The following is a 19,894-nucleotide window of genomic DNA, read 5'->3' as shown; positions in this document are numbered from 1 at the left end:
ACGCGGGCCGAGACCGGCGCTATGGTGCCGGACGGCGTGTCTGTGGACGCGCGTAGGCGGTTTCGCATGGTGCCGGGCTCTTGCCACTGACGCGGGTCGGCCCGCAATGGATACGGTGAAGCGGATCCAAGAAGGGTAGAAGGCAACGACATGAAGACGAACAAACTGATGGCAATCGGCCTGTTGGCCCTAAGCTTGATGGCAGTGACCGCCCCGAGCGTGGCCGCCGCGCCCGCACTCATCGACGCGGCACCCTCGGACGACCTCACGACGACAAACGCGGCGCTCGCCCGCGTGGCGATAACGTGCGCCCTCGTCTTCGTCTGGACACCGTCCGGCGGCGCGTTCGTCTGGGTCTGCGTCTAGAGAAGGCACGCGCGATAGACCTAGACGTCAACGGAACCTCCGAGGGCCGCTGGGATGGCGGCCCTCTCGTTTTTATTTTTTTTCAAGGACGCGAACCATCGTTGAAGCCTTTTTTTCGTAAACGGCCGGCGATCACGGCCGACGTCGCAAGACCTCGCCAGGCCACGTTCTTGTTTTGCCCGGTCTGGAACGCGATCAAGCCTGTTGGCGTTTCTTCCCGGGGACAGGCCCGAGGACGTTGTGGCAACTATGAGCGCCTTCGGCCATGGTCTGGACCAATTCGACCTTGTCGTCGCCGAGCGTTTTTCGGATGAGTTCGTTGTCGAAGGCATGGCATACGAGGCCATGCGTCTCCTGGGCTGCCGCCAAGAAGATGCAGTTCTGGCGCACGAGTTCGAGTCTCCCGTCCTTCTCCTCTATGTGCGCCTGGAAGCCGAGTCCGTTGAGGAATCTCTCGAGCCCTGCGGCGCGTTCCCGGACGGTTTCATGCTCCCCGAGCGGCACGGTCGCGGCCATCTCGGCCGCCAACTCGTTCAGCAGCCCCGCCGTATAGGTCGTCCCCCGTTTCTCCGTTATCTTGGCGAGAAGCATGCGCAAAAGCATCCCGTAGTTCCTTGGTTGGAGCTCCTTTCCGGAGGCGCTGAGGGCGTACCTTTTTTTTGGTCGGCCGACCCCTTCGTTATGGAACTCCGCGGTCACGAAGCCCATGCTGGTGAGCGCGTCGAGGTGTCCTCGGACCGCGGTCTCGTTGATGCCGACCGCGGCACTTAGCTGCGAGATGGACCTGTCACCGCGGGAAAGCTCCTCCAAGATCTTCGTCTTGGAGGCGCCAAGAAGTTTGGCTTGGTCCTCACCCGGCATAGGAAATCCTAGGAATTGGCCCCTATATCTAATTAACTCAATATAGACACCACATAATGTTTAAATAAGGATGGCCGGCTAATCATGAGCGTCGCAAACGGGTAACGGCGACCCTTTGGCCTCTGAACAGGTGCAAGGCTAATGGCGCCCAACCGCACGGGAAACGCTCGGGCGACGCGAAACGCGGAACGGGAAAGCGATGTCGGTACCTAACGAAGCGATCCACACGAGGATCCAACAGGAGTACAAGTACGGCTTCGTGACCACCCTCGACGAGGACAGGGCGCCGAAGGGTCTCAACGAAGACATCATCAGGCTCATCTCGTCCAAGAAGGGCGAGCCCCCGTGGCTCCTAGATTGGCGCTTGAAGGCTTTTCGCCACTGGCAGACGCTCACGGAGCCTACTTGGGCGAACGTGAAGTACCCGACGATCGACTACCAGGCGATCACATACTATTCGGCACCAAAGACGAAAAAGGACGGACCCAAAAGTCTCGACGAAGTGGACCCCGAGGTCCTGAAGATGTACGAAAAACTCGGCATCCCGCTCCAGGAGCGCGAGAAACTAGCCGGGGTCGCCGTCGACGCGGTCTTGGACAGCGTCTCGGTCGCGACCACTTTCAAGGGCCGACTTGCTGAACTTGGCATCATCTTCTGCTCATTCTCCGAAGCGGTGCGCGAGCACCCCGAACTCGTCAGGAAGTGGCTCGGCACGGTGGTCCCTTACTCGGACAACTTCTTCGCCGCGCTGAACAGCGCCGTTTTTTCGGATGGCTCGTTCTGTTACATCCCAAAGGGCGTTCGATGCCCGATGGAGCTATCAACATATTTCAGGATCAACGCGGCCGATACCGGGCAGTTCGAGCGCACGCTCATCGTCGCGGAGGAAGGTGCCCACGTGAGCTACCTGGAGGGGTGCACGGCACCCGTGAGGGACACGAACCAGCTTCACGCGGCGGTCGTGGAACTCATCGCCCTCGACGACGCGACCATCAAGTATTCCACGGTCCAAAACTGGTACCCCGGCGACAAGAACGGGAAGGGCGGAATCTACAACTTCGTGACAAAACGCGGGAAATGCGCCGGACGAAACAGCAAGATCAGTTGGACGCAAGTCGAGACCGGCTCCGCGATAACCTGGAAGTACCCGAGCTGCATCCTCCAAGGCGACAACTCGACCGGCGAATTCTACTCCATCGCACTTTGCAACAACTACCAGCAGGCCGACACGGGAACGAAGATGACCCACATAGGAAAGAACACGAAGAGCACCATAGTCGCGAAAGGCATCTCCGCCGGCCACGGACAGAACACCTACCGCGGTGGCGTCAAGATCCTCAAGAGCGCGGAAGGCGCCAGGAACTACTCTCAATGCGATTCGCTTCTCATCGGCGACAAATGCGGCGCGCACACGTTCCCCTACATCGAGGTGAAGAACTCGACGGCCCGGATGGAGCATGAGGCCTCCACATCGAAGATCGGCGACGACCAGCTGTTCTACTGCGCGCAGCGCGGACTCGCCCAAGAAGAGGCCGTGGCCCTCATCGTGAACGGTTTTTGCAAGGAAGTGTTCCGGGAACTTCCCATGGAGTTCGCGGTCGAGGCCCAGAAGCTCCTGAACGTCAGCCTCGAAGGGACGGTGGGTTGATGAAGACGGACCATAAGGCAGGACCGATGTTGGAGATCAGAGGGTTAAAAGCGAAGGTGGGCGAGAACCCCATCCTTAGAGGGATCGACCTCAAGGTGAACCCTGGCGAAGTGCATGCGATCATGGGGCCGAACGGCTCCGGCAAGAGCACGCTGGCCCACGTCCTTGCAGGCCGGCCCGGATATGACGTGACGGCCGGCGAGGCCCTTTACGAAGGGAAGAACCTCCTTGACCTCCCGCCGGAGAAAAGGGCGCGCGAGGGCGTTTTCCTCGCCTTCCAGTACCCGGTAGAGATCCCCGGTGTGGCCAACTCCTATTTCCTCAAAGCCGCGTTGAACTCCATCAGGAAGCATCACGGGATAGAGGAGCTCGACGCCATGGAGTTCCTCGAACTCATCAAAGCCAAGGCCAAGTACGTGGGGCTCGACGAGGAGCTGCTCTCGAGGCCCGTGAACGACGGGTTCTCGGGCGGAGAGAAAAAAAGGAACGAGATCCTGCAGATGGCGGTCCTTGACCCGAAACTCGCGATCCTCGACGAGACGGACTCGGGGCTCGACATCGACGCGCTGCGGACCGTCGCCGACGGCGTGAACCGCCTGCGCAACCCCCACCGCGCGATGATCGTGGTCACGCACTACCAGCGCCTCCTCAACTACATCGTGCCCGACCGCGTCCACGTTCTCTACGAGGGGCGCATCGTGAGGTCGGGCGGCAAGGAACTCGCCCACACCCTGGAGGAGAAGGGCTACTCCTGGATCGAACAAGAGGCCGCGCTCGGCGCGAGCCGGTGAGGTGACGTCGTGCCGCAATCGACGAGCGAAGCCAAAAGCGTCTTCATGGACCATTTCGAAAAGCGGTCGGCACGCGGGCGCCGCGACGAACCGGCGTCGCTATCGAAGATGCGGGAAGCCGCGATCAAGGGCTTCGGGAGATCCGGCTTCCCGAACGCGAGGCAGGAGGCCTGGAAGTACACCGACCCTGCCCCGATAGCGCTCACACGGTTCAAGGACGGCGACGAGCTCGATACAGAGGGTCTCGTCTGTGCCGAACGGCTCTCGCCTTTCAGTCCGGACGGCGACGCAGTGATACGCCTCACCTTCGTGGATGGGCGATACTCGAAGAAACTGTCGAGCACCGCGGCGTTGCCGCCGAGCGTCCTGGTCGAACCCCTGGGGGAAGCCCTCGCAAGGGGCGACGGGGAAGCGGAAAGACACCTGGGCTCTCTCGCATCGCCCGAGGCGAACCCCTTCACGGCCATCAACACCGGCCTCTTCGCGGGCGGCTCCTACGTGTGGGTCGGGGCGAAGACCGTGGTCCCGGCGCCCATACACCTCCTTTTCCTCGCTATCTCGCCGGGCGAACCCGTAGCGATCCACCCCCGGAACCTCATCGTGCTCGGTCACGGGAGCCAAGCTGCCGTGATCGAGACCTACGCATCCCTTGGGAATGCGACGTACCTCACGAACGCGGTGACCGAGGTCGTGGTCGGCGAGGATTCCGTCCTTCGCCATTATCGTCTCCAAGAGGAAAGCGAGACCGCGTTCCACGTCTCGCGCACGGAGGTCGTACAACAGCGTGGGAGTTCCTACCATTCGAACAACGTGAACGTCGGAGGCCGGCTCGTGAGAAACGAGATCAACACGCGCTTTTCCGGCGAGGGCGCGGAATGCGTCCTCGACGGGCTCTTCATGGGAAGGGGCCGCCAGCACGTGGACAACCACACGTTCATCGACCACGTCGTGCCGAACTGCACGAGCCGCGAACTCTACAAGGGTGTCCTCGACGGTGAGGCGCGCGGCGTCTTCTACGGCAGCATCGCAGTCCGAAAAGACGCGCAGAAGACCAACGCCGTGCAGACGAACAAGAACCTGCTCCTCTCGAAAGACGCGATGGTCGACTCGACGCCGCAACTTGAGATCCTCGCCGACGATGTGAAATGCCGGCACGGCTCGACCATCGGACAACTCGACGAGAACGCGATGTTCTACATGCGCTCGCGCGGGATCGGGGAGAAGCAGGCCCGCGCGATACTAACTTACGCCTTCGCAAGCGACATCGTCGCTCGGATAGGTATCCCGGAGCTACGCGAGAAAGTGGACGAGATACTCATGGGCCGCTTCGGCCAGAACGAGCACACGACGGGGGTCGCGTGAGGCGGGGGAGAGACCGATGAGCGACCTTTCCGAGCTTTACGAACAGGTCATCCTCGACCACAACAACAATCCACGTAACTTCAGGAAAGTCGAGGATGCGACCAACCACGCCGATGGGTTCAATCCGCTCTGCGGCGACAAGGTGAGCGTCTACCTCGATATCCGGGGCGACGTCGTGAAAGATGTCGGGTTCGTGGGCGAGGGCTGTGCCATCTCCAAGGCTTCGGCATCGCTCATGACGCAGGCGGTCAAAGGCAAGAGGGTCGAGGAGGTCGAGCGGCTCTTCAAGGGCTTCCACGCCCTCGTCACCGGCCAAGACGCCAAGGGTGACGAGCTTGGGAAACTCCTTGTCTTCTCGCGCGTCTCGGACTATCCGGTGCGCGTCAAGTGCGCGAGCCTCTCGTGGCACACGTTGAAGGCCGCCCTCGAGGGAAAACAGGCGAAGGTGTCGACCGAATGAGGACATTGCATCGCACGAGATCCAAGGACCGCACGAGGTGAACAAGATGGCGAGATTCGAGAACGTGACCGTGAAGCGCGACATCGAGGTCGTCCAGATCCCCTGGGGCGCGAAGATGGAGCTCAAGGCCGGCACGCGCGTCACGATCACGCAGTCGCTCGGGGGCTCGTTCACGATACTCACGGACATGGGCCACATGGTACGAGTCGACGGCAAGGACGCGGATGCGCTTGGAAAGACCATTGAGGGGCCGAAGCGTGCCGAGGTGCCTGCGGGCGCCGACGTATCGAAAGAGGCCGTCGAGAAGAAGGTGTGGGACGTCTTGAGAGCGACTTTCGACCCGGAGATCCCGGTGAACATCGTCGACCTGGGCCTAGTGTACTTTTGCAAGGTGACGCCCCTCGACGGGGCGAACAAGGTCGAGGTGAGATTCACCCTTACCGCCCCGGGCTGCGGGATGGGGGACATCCTGAAAAACGACATCGAGAACAAGGTCAACGCGATCCCCGGAGTCGCCAAAGCCGACATCAACGTCGTCTTCGATCCGCCGTGGGACCGGACCATGATATCCGAGGCCGCAAGGCTCCAACTCGGCCTCTACTGAAGGGCCCGGCGGACCCTGCGGGATGCACTTGCCCCATGGAGAACCGCGTCGTGTGGCGGCAAATCCATAAGTAACAAGGCAAAGATAGGGAAAACGAGGATTGAGGGCATTGGACGTAAAGAAGATCCGAGAAGATTTCCCGACGCTCAAACGCACTGTGAACGGCAGGCGCCTCGTCTACCTTGACAGCGCGGCCACCGCGCAACGCCCGCGGCAGGTCATGGAGGCGATGGACGACTATTACAACAACCACAACGCGAACGTCCACCGCGGCATATACGGGATCTCCGAGGAGGCGACCAAGCTCTACGAGGGCGCTCGGGAGAAGGCACGCGCCTTCATCAACGCGCGTAAGACGAAGGAGATCGTCTTCACCAAGGGCACCACGAACGCGATAAACCTCGTGAGTTACTCGCTCGGAAAGACGCTGAAGCCCGGCGACCAGGTCATCTCCACCGTGATGGAGCATCACTCGAACCTCGTGCCCTGGTACTTCCTTCAGAAAGCCGGCGTCAAGGTCGACCACATCGACGTGACACCCGATGGGACGTTGGATCTTGCGAGCCTCGAACGCCTCATTTCGAACAAGACGAAGTTGGTCACCTTCACAGGTTGTAGCAATGTGCTCGGCACGATAACGCCGGCGCGCGAGATCGTGAAGATGGCGCACGACCATGGGGCGCTCGCGATGGTCGACGGGGCGCAATCGGTGCCGCACCTTCCTGTGGACGTTCAAAAGATCGGTTGCGATCTTCTGGCTTTCTCGGGGCACAAGATGCTTGGGCCCACGGGGATCGGCGTCCTCTACGGGCGCGAGGAGGTGTTGGAGAGGATGGAGCCTTTCGAGGGCGGCGGCGACATGATACGCGAAGTGCAGTTGAACGAGGCGACGTACAACGACCTCCCCTACCGCTTCGAGGCGGGGACCCCCAACATCGCCGGCGCGATCGGCCTCGGCGCGGCGGTCGATTACCTCGCGCACCTTGGGATGGAAAACGTCCGGCGCCATGAGAAGGAGCTCGTGTCGTATGCTTTGAAGCACCTCGGGGAACTCCCGGGAATGAAGATCTACGGCCCGACGAACCCCGAGATCAAGGGGGGTGTCGTGGCCTTCAACTTCGGCCGCATCCACGGCCACGACCTCGCGACCATCATGGACAAGCAGGGGATATGCCTCCGGTCGGGCCACCACTGCGCCCAACCGCTTCTTGCGAAGTACGACACGTTCTCCACGTCGAGGGCGAGCTTCTACGTGTACAACGACGAATCCGACGTCGACGCGCTGGTCGCCGGGTTCGAGAAGGCGAAGCAGATAATGAGGGCCTGAAGCGCCCTTTCAGGGGAGACGCACGCAATGGGTTCCCGCGAAGATGACGGCGGAGCGATGTATGGCGAGGAGATACTCGACCACTACAACAATCCCCGGAATTTCGGGAAACTCGACCCGGCCACGTTTAAGCAACGCGAGGCGAACCCGCTTTGCGGCGACGTCATCGAGGTCTACGTAAGGCTCGACGCCAACGGAAAGGTCGAGGCGGCCACGTTCAACGGCCAGGGGTGCGCGATAATGACGGCAAGCGGCTCGATGCTCACCGACCTCGTGAAGGGCAAGACATTGACGGAGCTTCGCTCCATGCCGAGCGGCGAGATCCTGAAACGGATGGGCGTGCAATTGACAGAGGTCCGGGAGAAGTGCGCGCTCCTTTCTTGGCAGGCCGTCACGGCGGGCGCGGCAAGACAGCGGTGAGGCTTTTTCGCGGGACAACGATGACAGGCGGGATGCATTCGCGTTGAAACAATCCGCGAATCCCTGGCCCGACGGCGGAGGAAAGACCGGCTTCCAAGTGCCGGTGCGGTTTGGCTACCGTTTTCGCGAGCGTCGCATGGCGGCGCACGCGACCAACGACGCAAACAGTGACGCGAGCAGCTCCGCACCCGGCGTCCTCGTCTTCTCGACTGTGAAGGAAGCGCTTCCCGTTTCAAGGGCCCCGTCGGAATAGACGACTGCGACGTCCACTCTGTGGGCACCTGGACCGAAGTAGGCCGGGTCGATCGTGTAGGAGTACGGGGGGCCCTCCGCTATGTGGACGCTTTCCCCGTCGAGCGTGAAAGTGACGGTCGCGCCTCCTTCCCCATGGGGCCGGATCTCGACGGTCTTCGGCTGCGTGAGAATGGAGCCCGATCGAAGCCCCGACAACGGGAAACTCGTTCCGGCGACATGCGCTTCCCGGTCCACTTCGATGGACCAAGTCACGACCTGCGCGTTGCCCTGCGAATCTGCCACCGTGAGCATCAGAGCGTGGACGCCTTCTGCGATGAGACCGGCCCATAGGACCTCGTTGCCACGGACGATTACGGGCGCCTCGACGGTCTCGCCGTCGATCGTCATTGTCGCGGCGTCTCCATTGAGGGGCGATTCGTCTTCGAATGCCGCCTTCATCTCCACGTTCTGGCTCGCCAGCCGCGCGCCGTCCGCCGGGTGAAGGGTCACGAGGCGCGGCGGCGCGTCGTCGGCGGACGCTGCCACCGTGAAAAGCGTCGACACCTCCGTCTGCCTCCCCGAGTTGTCCGACACCTCCAGCCTTATCTCATGGGCTCCGACCAAAAGCCCGAAGAACGTGTGCATGACTTTCTCGTCCCCGGATATGTGAAGACCTTCAACGGCGACTCCGTCGATCGACAACCGGACCGATCCTATGACCAGACCGACGTCGTCGCTCACGACGGCCGTATAGAGGACGGTGCGCTGCGATGACGTCGCGTCCGACGTGGGCGAAAGGACGTGGGCGCGCGGCGCCTCCGCGTCCCCGACGATCGCGAACAATGAGAATCCCGGGGAATCGGCTTCGAGCGTCATCGAGGCGACGCCGATGGACTTGATGCGCGTAGGAAGTGGAGTCCAGCCCGTGGCTTCGTGGCGAAGGATCACGATCGCATGGGCGTCCAACCCGTTCGACGCGGCCCAGGCGATCGGCACATCGAGGGTGAAGCGTGCGGAGGAAAGCGCCACGCGTCCCCCTCCATCGGCGCGCGTGGCCTTCGCCTCAAAGTATGTCATGACGACGCCCCCAGGGCGCTCGATATCCACCGGCTTCACGTTGCCGGCCGAAAGCGTCACGATGGCGCGAGAATCCTCGGCAGCGAGGATGTAGAGGCCATGCACTGGGATGAGCGCGTCATCGACCGCTATCTGGGTGGCAGTGGACGTGGTGAGGTCCGCTTCGACAGGTGCCATCGCTTGAACCGTGCCGGGGACCTGCTCCGTCGATACGGTGAAAGCGCACACGGCGACCGACTTCTTCCCGGCGACGTCGCGCGCCGTGAATTCGAAGGTGTGGACGCCTGGCGAGAGAGGCGAGGAAGGAAGATACCGTGTCGCACCGGACGACAGCGGCGTGAGCGCCTCCCCGTCGAGGAGCGCTTCGACGGAAGCGACCCCAACGTCATCCGTGGCCTCGCCCTCGAGTGCCGGAAGCGTCCCGCTCGGAAGTCTTGGGCCGCAAGTCACACGGGGGGTCTCAAGGTCGAAAAGCACCGTCACGTCGCCGCTTGACTCCCCTGGTTCCACGTTTCCGGCGAGGTCGATGGCGGTGGCTCGAAGCCGGTAGAATGCGGGGATCGTCGGCTGGAAGACCAACATGGATTCGCCGACCGGTACCTCGAAGCGCCCCGCCTGCATCCATGCTCCGGACGCGTCGGACGGCGAGGCCGAATGCCGTTCGAAAAGGAGCAACGAGCCGCCCGGCGCGGCATCGTCGAACAGGACGGTGATCAACAGCTTGTCCGAGTCTTGTACGGCGGCGATTACGGCGGCCGTCGGGGAAACGAAATCCACCGTTGTCGAAGCGTCCGCGGATCGTTTGGTCTCGACGTGGCCCAAAAGGTCCACCGCGTGCGAAACGAATTCGTATTTCCCCCCTTCGGTCGCTTCAAAGATTGTCGAGAGCAGGGGTGTGGAAGCGAGAAGCGTGCGCCATCCGGGATCGCCCTCCTTTCGCCAAAGCACGTTGTATTCGCGTACACCGGTCCCGGCGTCGGCGCCTGCCCAATGCAACGTCACTTCGCTCGACGCGGTGTACGCCGGTAGCGCGAAAATCCTCGACACCGGCGGCGCGGTGTCGATGACGAAGGTCGTCGTCGCCGAAACGGTGCGTCCTGCCGCATCCATGACCGTGACGGCCACCGTGTGCGATCCATCCGTAATCCCATCGAACAAGTGACCCGAAGGAGATTGACAGGGAAAAGGGGCCGCTTGATCGAGCCGGCATGAAATAGCGACCGGGTTCGCCTCCTCAATGGCAAAGCCCAAGGCAACCGTGTCGGCATCCGTCACCGTCCCCGGTGCCGGGGCCGTGATTGAAACGGAGGGTGCGACCGTGTCGCGGATGAAGGAGACGGACCGCGACGTCTCACGTAGCGCCTTGTCCGTGGCGACAACGGTGAGAATGTGGAACCCGTCGGAAAGCCCCGTGAACACCTTCGTACCCGGTCCATCGCAAGCGACCGGGAACCCACCGTCGAGGCCGCATCGCACCGAGGCGATGTTGGTGTCCGTAGCCCTGAAACGCAGCGCGATCGAGTCGCCGCTTGCGAGCGTCGAGCCTTCCACGGGGGAGAGGATGATCACCAAGGGGTCCTTGAGGTCGACGGTGAAAAGCGCCGAGGCCGTCGAGACGCGCCCCTGCGAATCGTGCGCCGCTATCGTGAACGAATGGGTGCCTTCGGCGACTTGGTCGAAGGTGAGCTCCGTGAGGCCAAGACAGTCAAGGCTTTCTCGTTCGTCGAAGAAACAAGACGCGGCCTCCAGGAAGGCGTCCGCAGCGAGAAACCGGACCCTGACGCGATCGACTGCTACGAAGCCGCCGTCGGCGGGCGAAGAGATTGATGCGACCGGTGCTTCGAGGTCGAACGAGACGGTAGTATCCGGGGCCTGCGGCGCGCTTTCGACGTTACCTGCCTGGTCCCGGGCGATCGAATGGAAGGAATAGGTGACGCCGTCGAGCCCCTGGAAGGCGCCGCTTAGTTGCGAGGTGCGCGTCAACCATTCCCTCGGCGCGGCCTCGTTGTCTGCAAAGACCACAACTGTAAAATCCTGCACCGGCGAGAGCGCGTCGGCGCCTGACCAATGGACCACGAGGTCGGCAATGGGGCTCTTCGAGGGCAGCGCCGTCACCGAACTCGTCGGCGGGGACCGGTCGACCACAACGAACGCGTCGGCCTCGCTTGGGATCACCTCGACGTTTCCGGCACAGTCGACGGCGACCGTGGCCACACCGTTCGACCCCTCCATCTGGAGGGTCGCGGAAATGGGGATGTCGCTCGTCGCGGGTCCTGTTAGGACGCAGTCAGACACCACTGATTCGCCAAGGAACGCAGTCGATCCGGCGGCGAACCGGTAGACCCGAATGGCACCGATGCCAGAGCGCGAGCCATCCGCGGCATGGGGATCGGTTGCGGACGGAAAGATCGTCGCCATAGAACTCACGAAACCGGAAAGAAGGGACGCAGAGGACGAAGGTGGTGTCCGGTCGAGGACGATGACGTCGTCGACTATCGTGCCCTGGGCATCGATTCCGCTCGCCGGCGACGCCTCGACGTTGCCGGCGTGATCTCTCATGATCGTGAAGAATCCGTACCTGCCCTCGGCGGCCGCGTCGTCGAGGGACCATGAGAAGTCGCCGTCAATCGACATGTCGACCCGTTCCAGGGTCGATCCATCGGGTAGCACTGCCGCTATCGTGACGCTTGCGATCCTCGCAAAACCTTGTGAGCACCCGACCGCCGATGCCCCGACGCAATCCACGGCGGAATACTCGATGAGCACCGTCCGCCCGTTGGTGCTGGCTAGTGCGACTGCCGCGGAGCCCTCCGGCGGCGAGTCGTCGATCAGGAAGTTCGTGGCCGCGACCTGGTGGATGACGGCGTCATTGGCGAAGCCTGCTGTCGTTTCCAGCGCGAACGTGAGGTTGTCCCATGGGACAGGGTCCCCCTCGTCCACGCCTCGAAGTACGGCCTCGCCCGTCCCGGACATCCCGCGCATGAGCTCGTCGGGGAATGCAACGGCATCGGAGTAGACGTCGCACTCCTCCGAGTACGCGGCTCTCTTCGCGTCGGTCGGGGCATCTGGGCACTGGTGCAAGGCGCCCGCGGGCAACGGGTGAGCGGAAAACACGACGAGGAGAGCGAGGGCCAGCGCGCCGCGAGAACCCGAAAGGGGTCCGCGTCCAGTGTCTCCTGCCGTCTCTATGCGCCTCAATACCGTCCTCCCGGCCACCTCGCCGGCTAAGCCCGTGCCGTCATCGCCAGGTCCACTTGCCCCATCATTGGAGTCACCGAGGTCCGCTAGTCGGACGATGGACCGGTGAGGGCTTCGGAGGCCCCGCGGTCGCTTCTCCGGTCGATTCTATGGGGTAAGGTCGAACCCGGTAAGTTGCTCCGTGAGTGAAACGAAGGCACCCGCCATCGGGACCAATGCTCTCGACGCGTCGCAGGATGTGTCTTGATGCCTTGCCAGCTGGGTTTCGCCGCCGCCGACACGATCCTGCGCCAGCGACATGGCGTTTCGGCCCACGGAACCGTTTCGACACGATTCGAATGGTGTCGACGAGGCCGGGTCGGTCGTGTTGACCCCAGCGGCCACCGCGTCTGCCGGCCGATTGCATGCCGCGTTTTGGGCGCTCTGACCCAGCGCGCTCGTAGTATCGGTGGTCGTGTTCAAGAAAGCCCAGCCGTTGAACAGCAACGAGCTGCCGTTCACGTTGGGGACAGGCGTCTCGGGAACGTTTGCCAAGACCGAGTTACTGAAGTTCTGGATGATCGCGATCTGGGCAAGTCCCGAATCGTTGCCCGCCTCCACTATGGCTTGGGCATATTGGATCGCGGGGCCTGCATCGCCGGTCGAGAGACCGTTCACACCGACTGTCGATAGTCCAGACACGTTTTCCGTGGCCGACCGGTTGAAGGCCTCCACGTTGGCCACGGTCTGATCCCCAGCGGCCGTCGCGTTGTCCTGGATGTTCTGGCTGCCGTCCGCGGATGCAGATCCCGAGAATACGAAAAACGCAATCGACATGATCCCGAACTCTACCAATACCTTGGTTGACCTGTTCATGCAATTCCCTCTTTCAGCCATCGTGGCCGCGCCCCCGCCATTAACAGCCATGATGCTTGCAAACGAATCGACACCTCGATTCTTCGTAGATAGGTCAACCGAGCAAGCTTTTGAGATTAAGAACTTTCTCGCGAGAGTCTCTGCGGAACCCCTTAGAGACCCGGACTAATAAGGTTTGGTCGACGTGGGCGCTATCCATGGGACCGCCCTCGAACGTAGCCGTCAGGCGCTTGGAGACCACACTCCCGGACTCTCCGCGCGAAGTATATGCTTTCCCACTACGAGAAATGCTCGTTTCTTGGTTTCGATCTCCTAATCTCGGGGCCGCCGATGGCAGGAATCATCGCAGGCCGCTGGCGGCCCCTGACCTCTTACGTGGACCGTCCTGACGACCGCTTCTTCCTTGATCGGCCCGCCACGGCCGCCAGGATGTCATCGTCGTAACAGAGGGGCGACGCGCCCAACATCTTGCAACGAGCAACGACGGCGGAATCGACCCAACTCAGGGCCCCGTTTGCGCCCGCGAAGATCTCAGCCGTGGCGGCGCCTTCACCGGTCTCCAAGAATTCCATATGGGGAATCTTTCCGAGATCCGCCCATATCGCCCTGGCCACGTCGAAGCCGCGTCGCAAGTGGACGACGCCGAGGGTCTCACCAAGAACCTCCAAGGGAACAACTATCGGTTCCGGCTCTTCGGCGATTTCGCATGCAAGCGCGTGCCGCGGGTCCCGCTCGTCGAAAAGCGTGATGAGGAAACTGGTGTCGGCGACTCGGGTCATGCCCACTCGACTTCGTCGTGGTGATCTGCCAAGTCGCCGCCGAGATTGAAGGCCCGTATGTGGGAAAGGTCGACTTTTCCCGTCGGGCGTACCTTGATCTCCACGACGACCTCCTGTCCTTCCCTGAGGCCGGCTTTCCGCGCCTCCTCCTTCGTTATGCGCAGGCCATAGCTGTTGCCCCACTTCAGAACCTTGGCAATCATGCATTATACCATATGTATAATTGCATATTTCTGCGTTTCGGCGGGGGCCAGAAGTCGATCAAGATGACTTGGTCCCGGGCTGCCTCGCCCCGAAGGACGCCGCATTCTCCCCGGACCCACGCGGAAAACGCAGTGGGCACGGCGCGCTACTTCGGCCGAGCCGCCACCGCGGCGCGTAGCCCCACGGCGGCAAGTACGACGCTTGCAAGAAGCATCGCGAGCGTGAACGATCCAAGTTGCGCCTTCGCGAGAAGCCCAGTCCCTAGCGCCGCAATGATGGCGAGGCCGAGGACGGCCACCGTCCCGGCGGCGATCCGGCTTCGAAGCGAATGGGACAAGACCTCCTGCGCCTCTGCGGCCATCACGTCGTCGGCGCCGCGGGCCTTGAGTTCTGAAACGACGCCGATGGTGAGCGCTTCGAGGTGGATCCAGATGCTCACGGCGAACGCGGCGACGTCCAGGAGCGCTTCGACGAGGTCGAAGCGTTCGCTAGCGCTCACGGTCCCGCCGAGCGGAAGGAAGACGCGGATGGAACTGCGCATGATGGTTGCCGTCGAGATTATCCCAAGTGTCCAATAAACGACGAGGGGAGCGCCCGCCCCCTTTTTTGCAGTCAGGCTCAAGATTCCTATGACAAGCGTGGGGACGAAGAGAATAATGACTTTGAGGTCGAGGCCTCCATACTGGGGTATCGGCATCGGGCCCATCGTCTCGGCGACGAACGAGACCTGGAAGGCGAGGGCGAGGAGGATCGAGAGGAGGAGGATGTGCGGAAGGAGACGGAGCTTCGCGATCACGTCGCCGCCCTCCGGTCCCTGGCGCAACACATCGGGCCGAGGCCCCGGATCGCCGCGCCCTCGGTCATCTCGAAGCCCCCTTGATCGGCACACGCAGCCGTTTCGACGCGTCGTTCCAACGTATGACGGGGAGCGTCGCCCGCCGCGTCTCCTTGATCTCGGCCTGGCGTTCGAGAGCAAGTAGCGGGGTCGTGTCGGCGTCTTCCTTCGAATCGACGTCAAGGACCGCCACCGGAGGCGTCGAACCTCTGAGGACGCGCATGCGGCGCCTGAATTCCAGCAAGGTCGCTCGCAGCGGCGTGAACTGGGCGTCGACGCGGCTCACGACCACGACCATCGGCGACTTCGCGAGCAGTTCCCTCTTGCGTTTTTCGAGCCGTGAATCGAGCGTTTCACCGTCGTCGCCGGCCTTCATCGTGAACACTGCGCGGCGGATGGCGAGGAGGTTCTGGCCGCCCGGCCGGATCGGGAGCGATGGGGCGCCTTTCGGCCCGAAGGCGAGTAGTCCTACGGGATGGCCTCGTGAGTTGAAGTGGAGGCAGAGCTCGTAGGCGGCGTCGGCGGCCCTGTCGAAGCGCGTCTTGATGGGACCCCCTACGTCCATTCGGGATGTCGCATCGAGTATCACGAGCACGGCACGTTGCCCTTCGGGCTCGTACTCGTTGACGAGCAGCTCGTTCTTGCCAAGGCTCTGCGCCCGCGCGGTCGCTTTCCAATTGACCTTGCGGAGTGGATCGCCGATGCGGTATGGACGGATCTGGCGGAACGAGTTGCGCTCCTGGCCGCCCGGCGTCTTGTCCTCGTCCGGCCCCGCTTGCGCGCCGCGTTGCGGAGCGCTACGGAAACCGCGCACGGCCACGGGCTTCGCGACGACTTCAAGGGTCACGGTCGCGCCAGCGTCCAGGCTCTCCGATCTGCGAAGCAGCCCGCCATCGATGAGCGTGAGCCTCAAGGGGGGGATTTCGTAAAGGCCGCGTTTCGGGAATTCAACCTCGCAATCGTGGGCGATGTTCAAGGCCTCGTTCTCCTTTTTCGAGAACACGGCGAAGTTGGATCCTCGGACGATGTTTGCGACAGCCGGGAGCTCGAATCTTGCGATCACCACACCGGACCCTTCGGGGACCTGTCCTTGCATCCGGAACGCGACGCGCGTCCCTTCGACTATCTTCGGGCTTGAAACGACAAGACGCACGACCGGTCCTTGAGGCGGCGCAACCGAGAGGCCTAGGAGAGCGACACTCATCGGCACGAGGCCAAGGAGGATGAGGTGGTGGTTTCCGAGGATGAGGCCGGACAAGAGGGCGGCTCCGCTGGCCTTCACGAGAAGCGTCGCAGCGGGGCCTTGCATCGCCATTCCATCAGATCCGTGAGTACGTACTTGTACCTATATTGCTCAGCCTCGGCCTATGATAGGCGGCGCGACCGTGGACAACGCGTCCTCGACGACGGCTGTTCCAGAGGCACCTTCCACTTGCGACTCGGGCTTCAAGATGACGCGATGTCCGAGCGCGTCCTTCGCGAAGTATTTGACATCGTCGGGGACGACGAAATCCCGGCCCGACATCAGGGCATGGGCGCGGGAGATCTTCAGAAGCGCGAGGCCCCCTCGAGGGCTCGGTCCCGCATAGACGCGCGCGTCCTCCCTCACGGCCCGAACGACCCTCGCGATGTAGCGAAGCACCTCCCGCTGCGTGTGGATCTTCGTCTCGGCCACCTGCATGAGGTACGCGAACTCGGATTGCGTCACCGCCGGCTGGACGGAGGCCGTCGGGTCGTCCTTCTGCCAGCCGACGCGGCGGGCCAGTATCTCCTCCTCGGCATCGAGATCGCTTGGGTACCCCGTCGAGAGCCTCATCATGAACCTGTCCATCTGCGCTTCGGGAAGGGGGTAGGTGCCCTCCTGCTCGATCGGGTTCTGGGTCGCCAGGACGAAGAATGGCGGGCCGAGGCGGAAAGTCTCGCCGTCGATGGTCACTTGCCGCTCCTCCATCGCCTCAAGAAGCGCCGACTGTGTCCTCGGCGGCGCCCTGTTTATCTCGTCCGCAAGCAGCATGTTCGTGAACACGGGCCCTTTTTGCAACCTGAACGAGCGCAGTTCCTGATCGTAGATTCGTACCCCGATGATGTCCGACGGGAGGATGTCCGGGGTGAACTGTACGCGCTTGAAATCCGCCCCGATGCTGCGGGCGAAGGCCTTCACGAGCAGCGTCTTCCCGAGGCCCGGGAAGTCCTCGAAAAGCACGTGACCGCCGGCAAGCGCGCCGCAGAGCGTCTTCCGGACGACCGTTTCCTTCCCCACGAAGAAGGTCCCGACGTTCCTCACGATCTTCGCCAAGGCCGCCGACTCCTTCGCGTACGGGCGGCCGCCAAGCTCGATCGCGACGATCTCGTTCCTGTCCGTCATCTCTTTTCACCTGCGTCTCGTCATCATAACGTGTTCACCTGGATGCTTCCTTGGATGATGCGCGTGATCTCTCCCATCAAATGGGCGCGGCGCTTTTTTCCCCGCTTGGCTTCCGCCAGTATGAGGCCTCGAAGCCGCTCGCCTTCCCCGGATCTTCCGAGGCGCGTCATCGACGAGGCGACCCGTTCCCCGATCTCGGTAGCGAACATCCCACGCGAGACGTACGCGTTCACAAGCGCGTCGGAGAGCGATCGCTGCTGGTCGGTCTTCACCTCAAGACGCTGCACATGCGCCCTCGCATCCTGCGGGATGAGAGGCGGCGGGGCCTCGCGGGTTCCCGCGAGCGCCGGCTGCAGGGCGCTCACGAGGCCGATTATGATGAGGCCCCACTCGGCAAGCGGCCCGTAGGGGAGGCTGTTGGCGAGGAACAATGTGAAGAATAGCACGGAGAAGAGGTATAATGTGGCCGCCGGTTTCGTGAGGTTGTCCTGTTGCGAGAGCCACAAGACGACGGATGCGCCGAGAAGCGTGAGGAAGAGGACGACCTTCGTCACGACGGTCCCTGCGGGAAGCATCGTGGTCGCCGCGTAGCCTGCCACGACGAAGAGGAGGGCGGCAAGAAGCGCTTTCTTCGTCGGCCGCCAGGTCTTTCCCGGCTCTCCTAGGCCCGGCCGGGAGACGAAGACGTCGAGGAAGAACAATGCCCCGATGACGGCGATGATCTGCGGTGAGAGGACGTTGGGGCGGAGCACGAAGAAAGTCGCCGGTGGGATCCAAGACAGCACGCGCATGAGCCGCGCCTCGGATTGACGGCCCGAGAGGACGCCCACGAAGCGAAGCGCAAGCCCTGCGAGGGCGAACGGCAGAAGCGCCGAGAGCCGGAATGAGCCGCTCGGGGTGGCGACACTCGTGCCCGTCTGGGCGAAGTACACGAGGATGAGTGCCGCGGAGCCGAGGCCCAGGAGGTACACTAGGCGCGTACCGGCGCTCACCGCGTTGCAGCGCTCCTCTTGCCCTGCCCGCCGCGCTCATTGAGCGCCCCCTCGACTTCGCTTTTCCCGGCCTCCTCCGATTCGATGCCGCGCATCGCCCGGACGAACGCCGAGTAATGGAGCCGCTCCACGCTCTTTCCCGAGTATCTTGAGAGTTCGAAGATGTTGAGGATCTGGGCGAGTGCCTCGGCAACGGCCTCGCCGCGACCTTCGGCGAGCCTGTCGACCACGTCCCGGGCGGTCATCGCCTCGAACGACGATGACGGGCGCGTCGAGGGGGGGGTGCGCGACGTCGGGCCTTGTCCCGCGGCCAGTTCCGCCGCGCGTCGTCGCAACCGTTCGAACTCGGAGGCTATCTCCTCGTCGTACTTCACGATGCGGATGCTGCGTTCCGCTTGGCGGCTCTCACCGGTGACCGAGGCCACCTTCAACGTATACGTGGCGGGCACCTTGAACTTGAGGGAAATGACCGCCGGCGCGCCCCCGATCTCCATGGGGATGGGCTTTGCGGGAGGGCATTCGAGATTTAGGGCTTCGCGGGGCGTCGTGGGGCTTCCACCAATGCGTCGTACTTCGATCTCGAGGTCTTCACCGGCGCCCCAGACGTCCGGAAGGTCGCGCGGCATCTGCGGGAAACCGATGACGAGGGTCGGCGCGATCCGAAGCGGAGCGACGGGAGCGGGCGCCTGTCTCGTCTTCTTTCGCCCGGGAGCGAACTTCATGTAGGTGAGTCCGGCCGTGGCCGCGAGGGCTCCGATGAGGATGACGGTGACCCCCGGCGGGATCGGGGTCGGGGTGTTGGTGGAGGCTTGACTTATCCTAAAAGTCGAGTTTCCGCCGGGGGATGATTCGGTGTAGACGCCTTCGACGAACAGGTCGTGGTAACCGGCACCAACGTTCAGGTTGAGGTAATCTAACGCGACCACGTAGTCCCCGCCCATGTGCGTGAGTTCCACTGTTTGATCATAATCCGTTGCGTGCGCTTCAGAGACATCGAACCGCCAATCCTTGGCGACCGTGCCATTCGGATATGTGATTGTGATGTGGAGATTCCCCACGTAGTCACTAAGCACAAGGCGCGCCACAAGAGCTACATCGTAGGTGCGGGTCACGTTGAACTCGGCAAACCTGGATTCCTGGTTCTTGTTCCTGCTGGTGTTGTAATAAATCTCCTCCACCATCTGTTTCGCGGGCTTCGGCTGCGACTGGTTCTTCGTGAGGTTCTCCCAATCCTCCTTCGTGAAGTTCGGTGGAGGCTTCCAATCCGGCGGAGGCTCCCAATCGGGAGGCGGCTTCCAATCCGGCGGAGGCTTGAAGTCCTCCGGCGGCTTGATGTTGTCCGGCGGCTGGAGATCGTCCGGGGGCTTGAGGTCGAGGTCGTCAGGAAGCTTCGACAAGTCGATCTCGAACGACTTCGCATAAGCGTCGTTCACCTCGTTGAAAACGGGCACTAGGGCGACGAGAGCTACGCTGGTGGCAGCGTAGAATGCGAGGAACTCCTTACCCACCGTCAGCC

18 protein-coding genes are annotated in these 19,894 nt (G+C 62.6%); 8 read left to right on the top strand and 10 right to left on the bottom strand.

What is annotated here, in order from left to right:
• Positions 1-150 precede the first annotated feature (150 nt).
• Positions 151-366, top strand: coding sequence for a hypothetical protein (locus HY556_00335; protein ID MBI4392231.1), 216 nt, complete (start codon positions 151-153; stop codon positions 364-366).
• A gap of 195 nt (positions 367-561) precedes the next feature.
• Here HY556_00335 and HY556_00330 read toward each other — a convergent pair whose 3' ends face one another.
• Positions 562-1,227 carry an ArsR family transcriptional regulator gene (locus HY556_00330; GenBank protein ID MBI4392230.1) on the bottom strand — a complete coding sequence of 222 codons (666 nt, stop codon included), beginning with the start codon at positions 1,225-1,227 and terminating at the stop codon, positions 562-564.
• A gap of 199 nt (positions 1,228-1,426) precedes the next feature.
• Between HY556_00330 and sufB the strand changes: the two genes are divergently transcribed.
• The 7 genes from sufB (at position 1,427) to HY556_00295 (ending at position 7,839) form a co-directional block, all read left to right on the top strand.
• Positions 1,427-2,875, top strand: a complete 1,449-nt coding sequence (gene sufB / locus HY556_00325; protein MBI4392229.1) for a Fe-S cluster assembly protein SufB — start codon at positions 1,427-1,429, stop codon at positions 2,873-2,875.
• Positions 2,876-2,901: 26 nt separating this feature from the next.
• Positions 2,902-3,666 (top strand): Fe-S cluster assembly ATPase SufC, encoded by a 765-nt coding sequence (gene sufC, locus HY556_00320; protein MBI4392228.1) that lies wholly within the window; start codon positions 2,902-2,904, stop codon positions 3,664-3,666.
• A 9-nt stretch (positions 3,667-3,675) separates the two neighbouring features.
• A complete protein-coding gene (gene sufD, locus HY556_00315) occupies positions 3,676-5,028 on the top strand; it encodes a Fe-S cluster assembly protein SufD (protein ID MBI4392227.1) in 1,353 nt (450 codons plus the stop codon).
• Between the two features lie 16 nt (positions 5,029-5,044).
• Positions 5,045-5,488 carry an SUF system NifU family Fe-S cluster assembly protein gene (locus tag HY556_00310; protein ID MBI4392226.1) on the top strand — a complete coding sequence of 148 codons (444 nt, stop codon included), beginning with the start codon at positions 5,045-5,047 and terminating at the stop codon, positions 5,486-5,488.
• A gap of 46 nt (positions 5,489-5,534) precedes the next feature.
• Positions 5,535-6,092: a putative Fe-S cluster assembly protein SufT gene (sufT, locus tag HY556_00305; protein MBI4392225.1), complete on the top strand. Its 558-nt coding sequence runs from the start codon at positions 5,535-5,537 to the stop codon at positions 6,090-6,092.
• 109 nt (positions 6,093-6,201) lie between these two features.
• The gene (locus HY556_00300) at positions 6,202-7,419 is read left to right on the top strand and encodes a cysteine desulfurase (protein MBI4392224.1); all 1,218 of its coding nucleotides are present in this window, start codon (positions 6,202-6,204) and stop codon (positions 7,417-7,419) included.
• 57 nt (positions 7,420-7,476) lie between these two features.
• On the top strand, positions 7,477-7,839 hold the full coding sequence (locus tag HY556_00295; GenBank protein ID MBI4392223.1) for an iron-sulfur cluster assembly scaffold protein: 363 nt from the start codon (positions 7,477-7,479) through the stop codon (positions 7,837-7,839).
• A gap of 114 nt (positions 7,840-7,953) precedes the next feature.
• Here the strand turns inward: HY556_00295 and HY556_00290 are convergent, their stop codons facing one another.
• From HY556_00290 to HY556_00250, 9 genes are all read right to left on the bottom strand, one after another.
• On the bottom strand, positions 7,954-12,348 hold the full coding sequence (locus HY556_00290; GenBank protein MBI4392222.1) for a PGF-pre-PGF domain-containing protein: 4,395 nt from the start codon (positions 12,346-12,348) through the stop codon (positions 7,954-7,956).
• A 147-nt stretch (positions 12,349-12,495) separates the two neighbouring features.
• Positions 12,496-13,224 carry a hypothetical protein gene (locus HY556_00285; protein ID MBI4392221.1) on the bottom strand — a complete coding sequence of 243 codons (729 nt, stop codon included), beginning with the start codon at positions 13,222-13,224 and terminating at the stop codon, positions 12,496-12,498.
• 350 nt (positions 13,225-13,574) lie between these two features.
• Positions 13,575-13,982, bottom strand: a complete 408-nt coding sequence (locus tag HY556_00280; GenBank protein MBI4392220.1) for a PIN domain-containing protein — start codon at positions 13,980-13,982, stop codon at positions 13,575-13,577.
• Complete coding sequence (locus HY556_00275) at positions 13,979-14,185, bottom strand: hypothetical protein (GenBank protein ID MBI4392219.1); 207 nt, start codon at positions 14,183-14,185, stop codon at positions 13,979-13,981. Before HY556_00275 ends, HY556_00280 begins: the two co-directional genes overlap by 4 nt.
• Positions 14,186-14,331: 146 nt before the next feature.
• A complete protein-coding gene (locus HY556_00270; GenBank protein MBI4392218.1) occupies positions 14,332-14,982 on the bottom strand; it encodes a hypothetical protein in 651 nt (216 codons plus the stop codon).
• A gap of 64 nt (positions 14,983-15,046) precedes the next feature.
• Positions 15,047-16,336, bottom strand: coding sequence for a DUF58 domain-containing protein (locus HY556_00265; protein ID MBI4392217.1), 1,290 nt, complete (start codon positions 16,334-16,336; stop codon positions 15,047-15,049).
• A gap of 39 nt (positions 16,337-16,375) precedes the next feature.
• Positions 16,376-17,386 (bottom strand): MoxR family ATPase, encoded by a 1,011-nt coding sequence (locus HY556_00260; GenBank protein MBI4392216.1) that lies wholly within the window; start codon positions 17,384-17,386, stop codon positions 16,376-16,378.
• 23 nt (positions 17,387-17,409) lie between these two features.
• Positions 17,410-18,378, bottom strand: coding sequence for a hypothetical protein (locus HY556_00255; GenBank protein MBI4392215.1), 969 nt, complete (start codon positions 18,376-18,378; stop codon positions 17,410-17,412).
• Entirely contained in the window at positions 18,375-19,886 is a 1,512-nt protein-coding gene (locus HY556_00250) for a DUF4129 domain-containing protein (GenBank protein MBI4392214.1), read from the bottom strand. Before HY556_00250 ends, HY556_00255 begins: the two co-directional genes overlap by 4 nt.
• Positions 19,887-19,894: the final 8 nt, after the last annotated feature.

It is taken from the genome of Euryarchaeota archaeon, from assembly GCA_016207515.1.
In the GTDB taxonomy this organism is placed as follows: domain Archaea; phylum Thermoplasmatota; class SW-10-69-26; order JACQPN01; family JACQPN01; genus JACQPN01.
The sequence above is the reverse complement of the archived record's forward strand: the minus strand, read 5'-3'. Positions and strand labels throughout refer to the sequence as shown.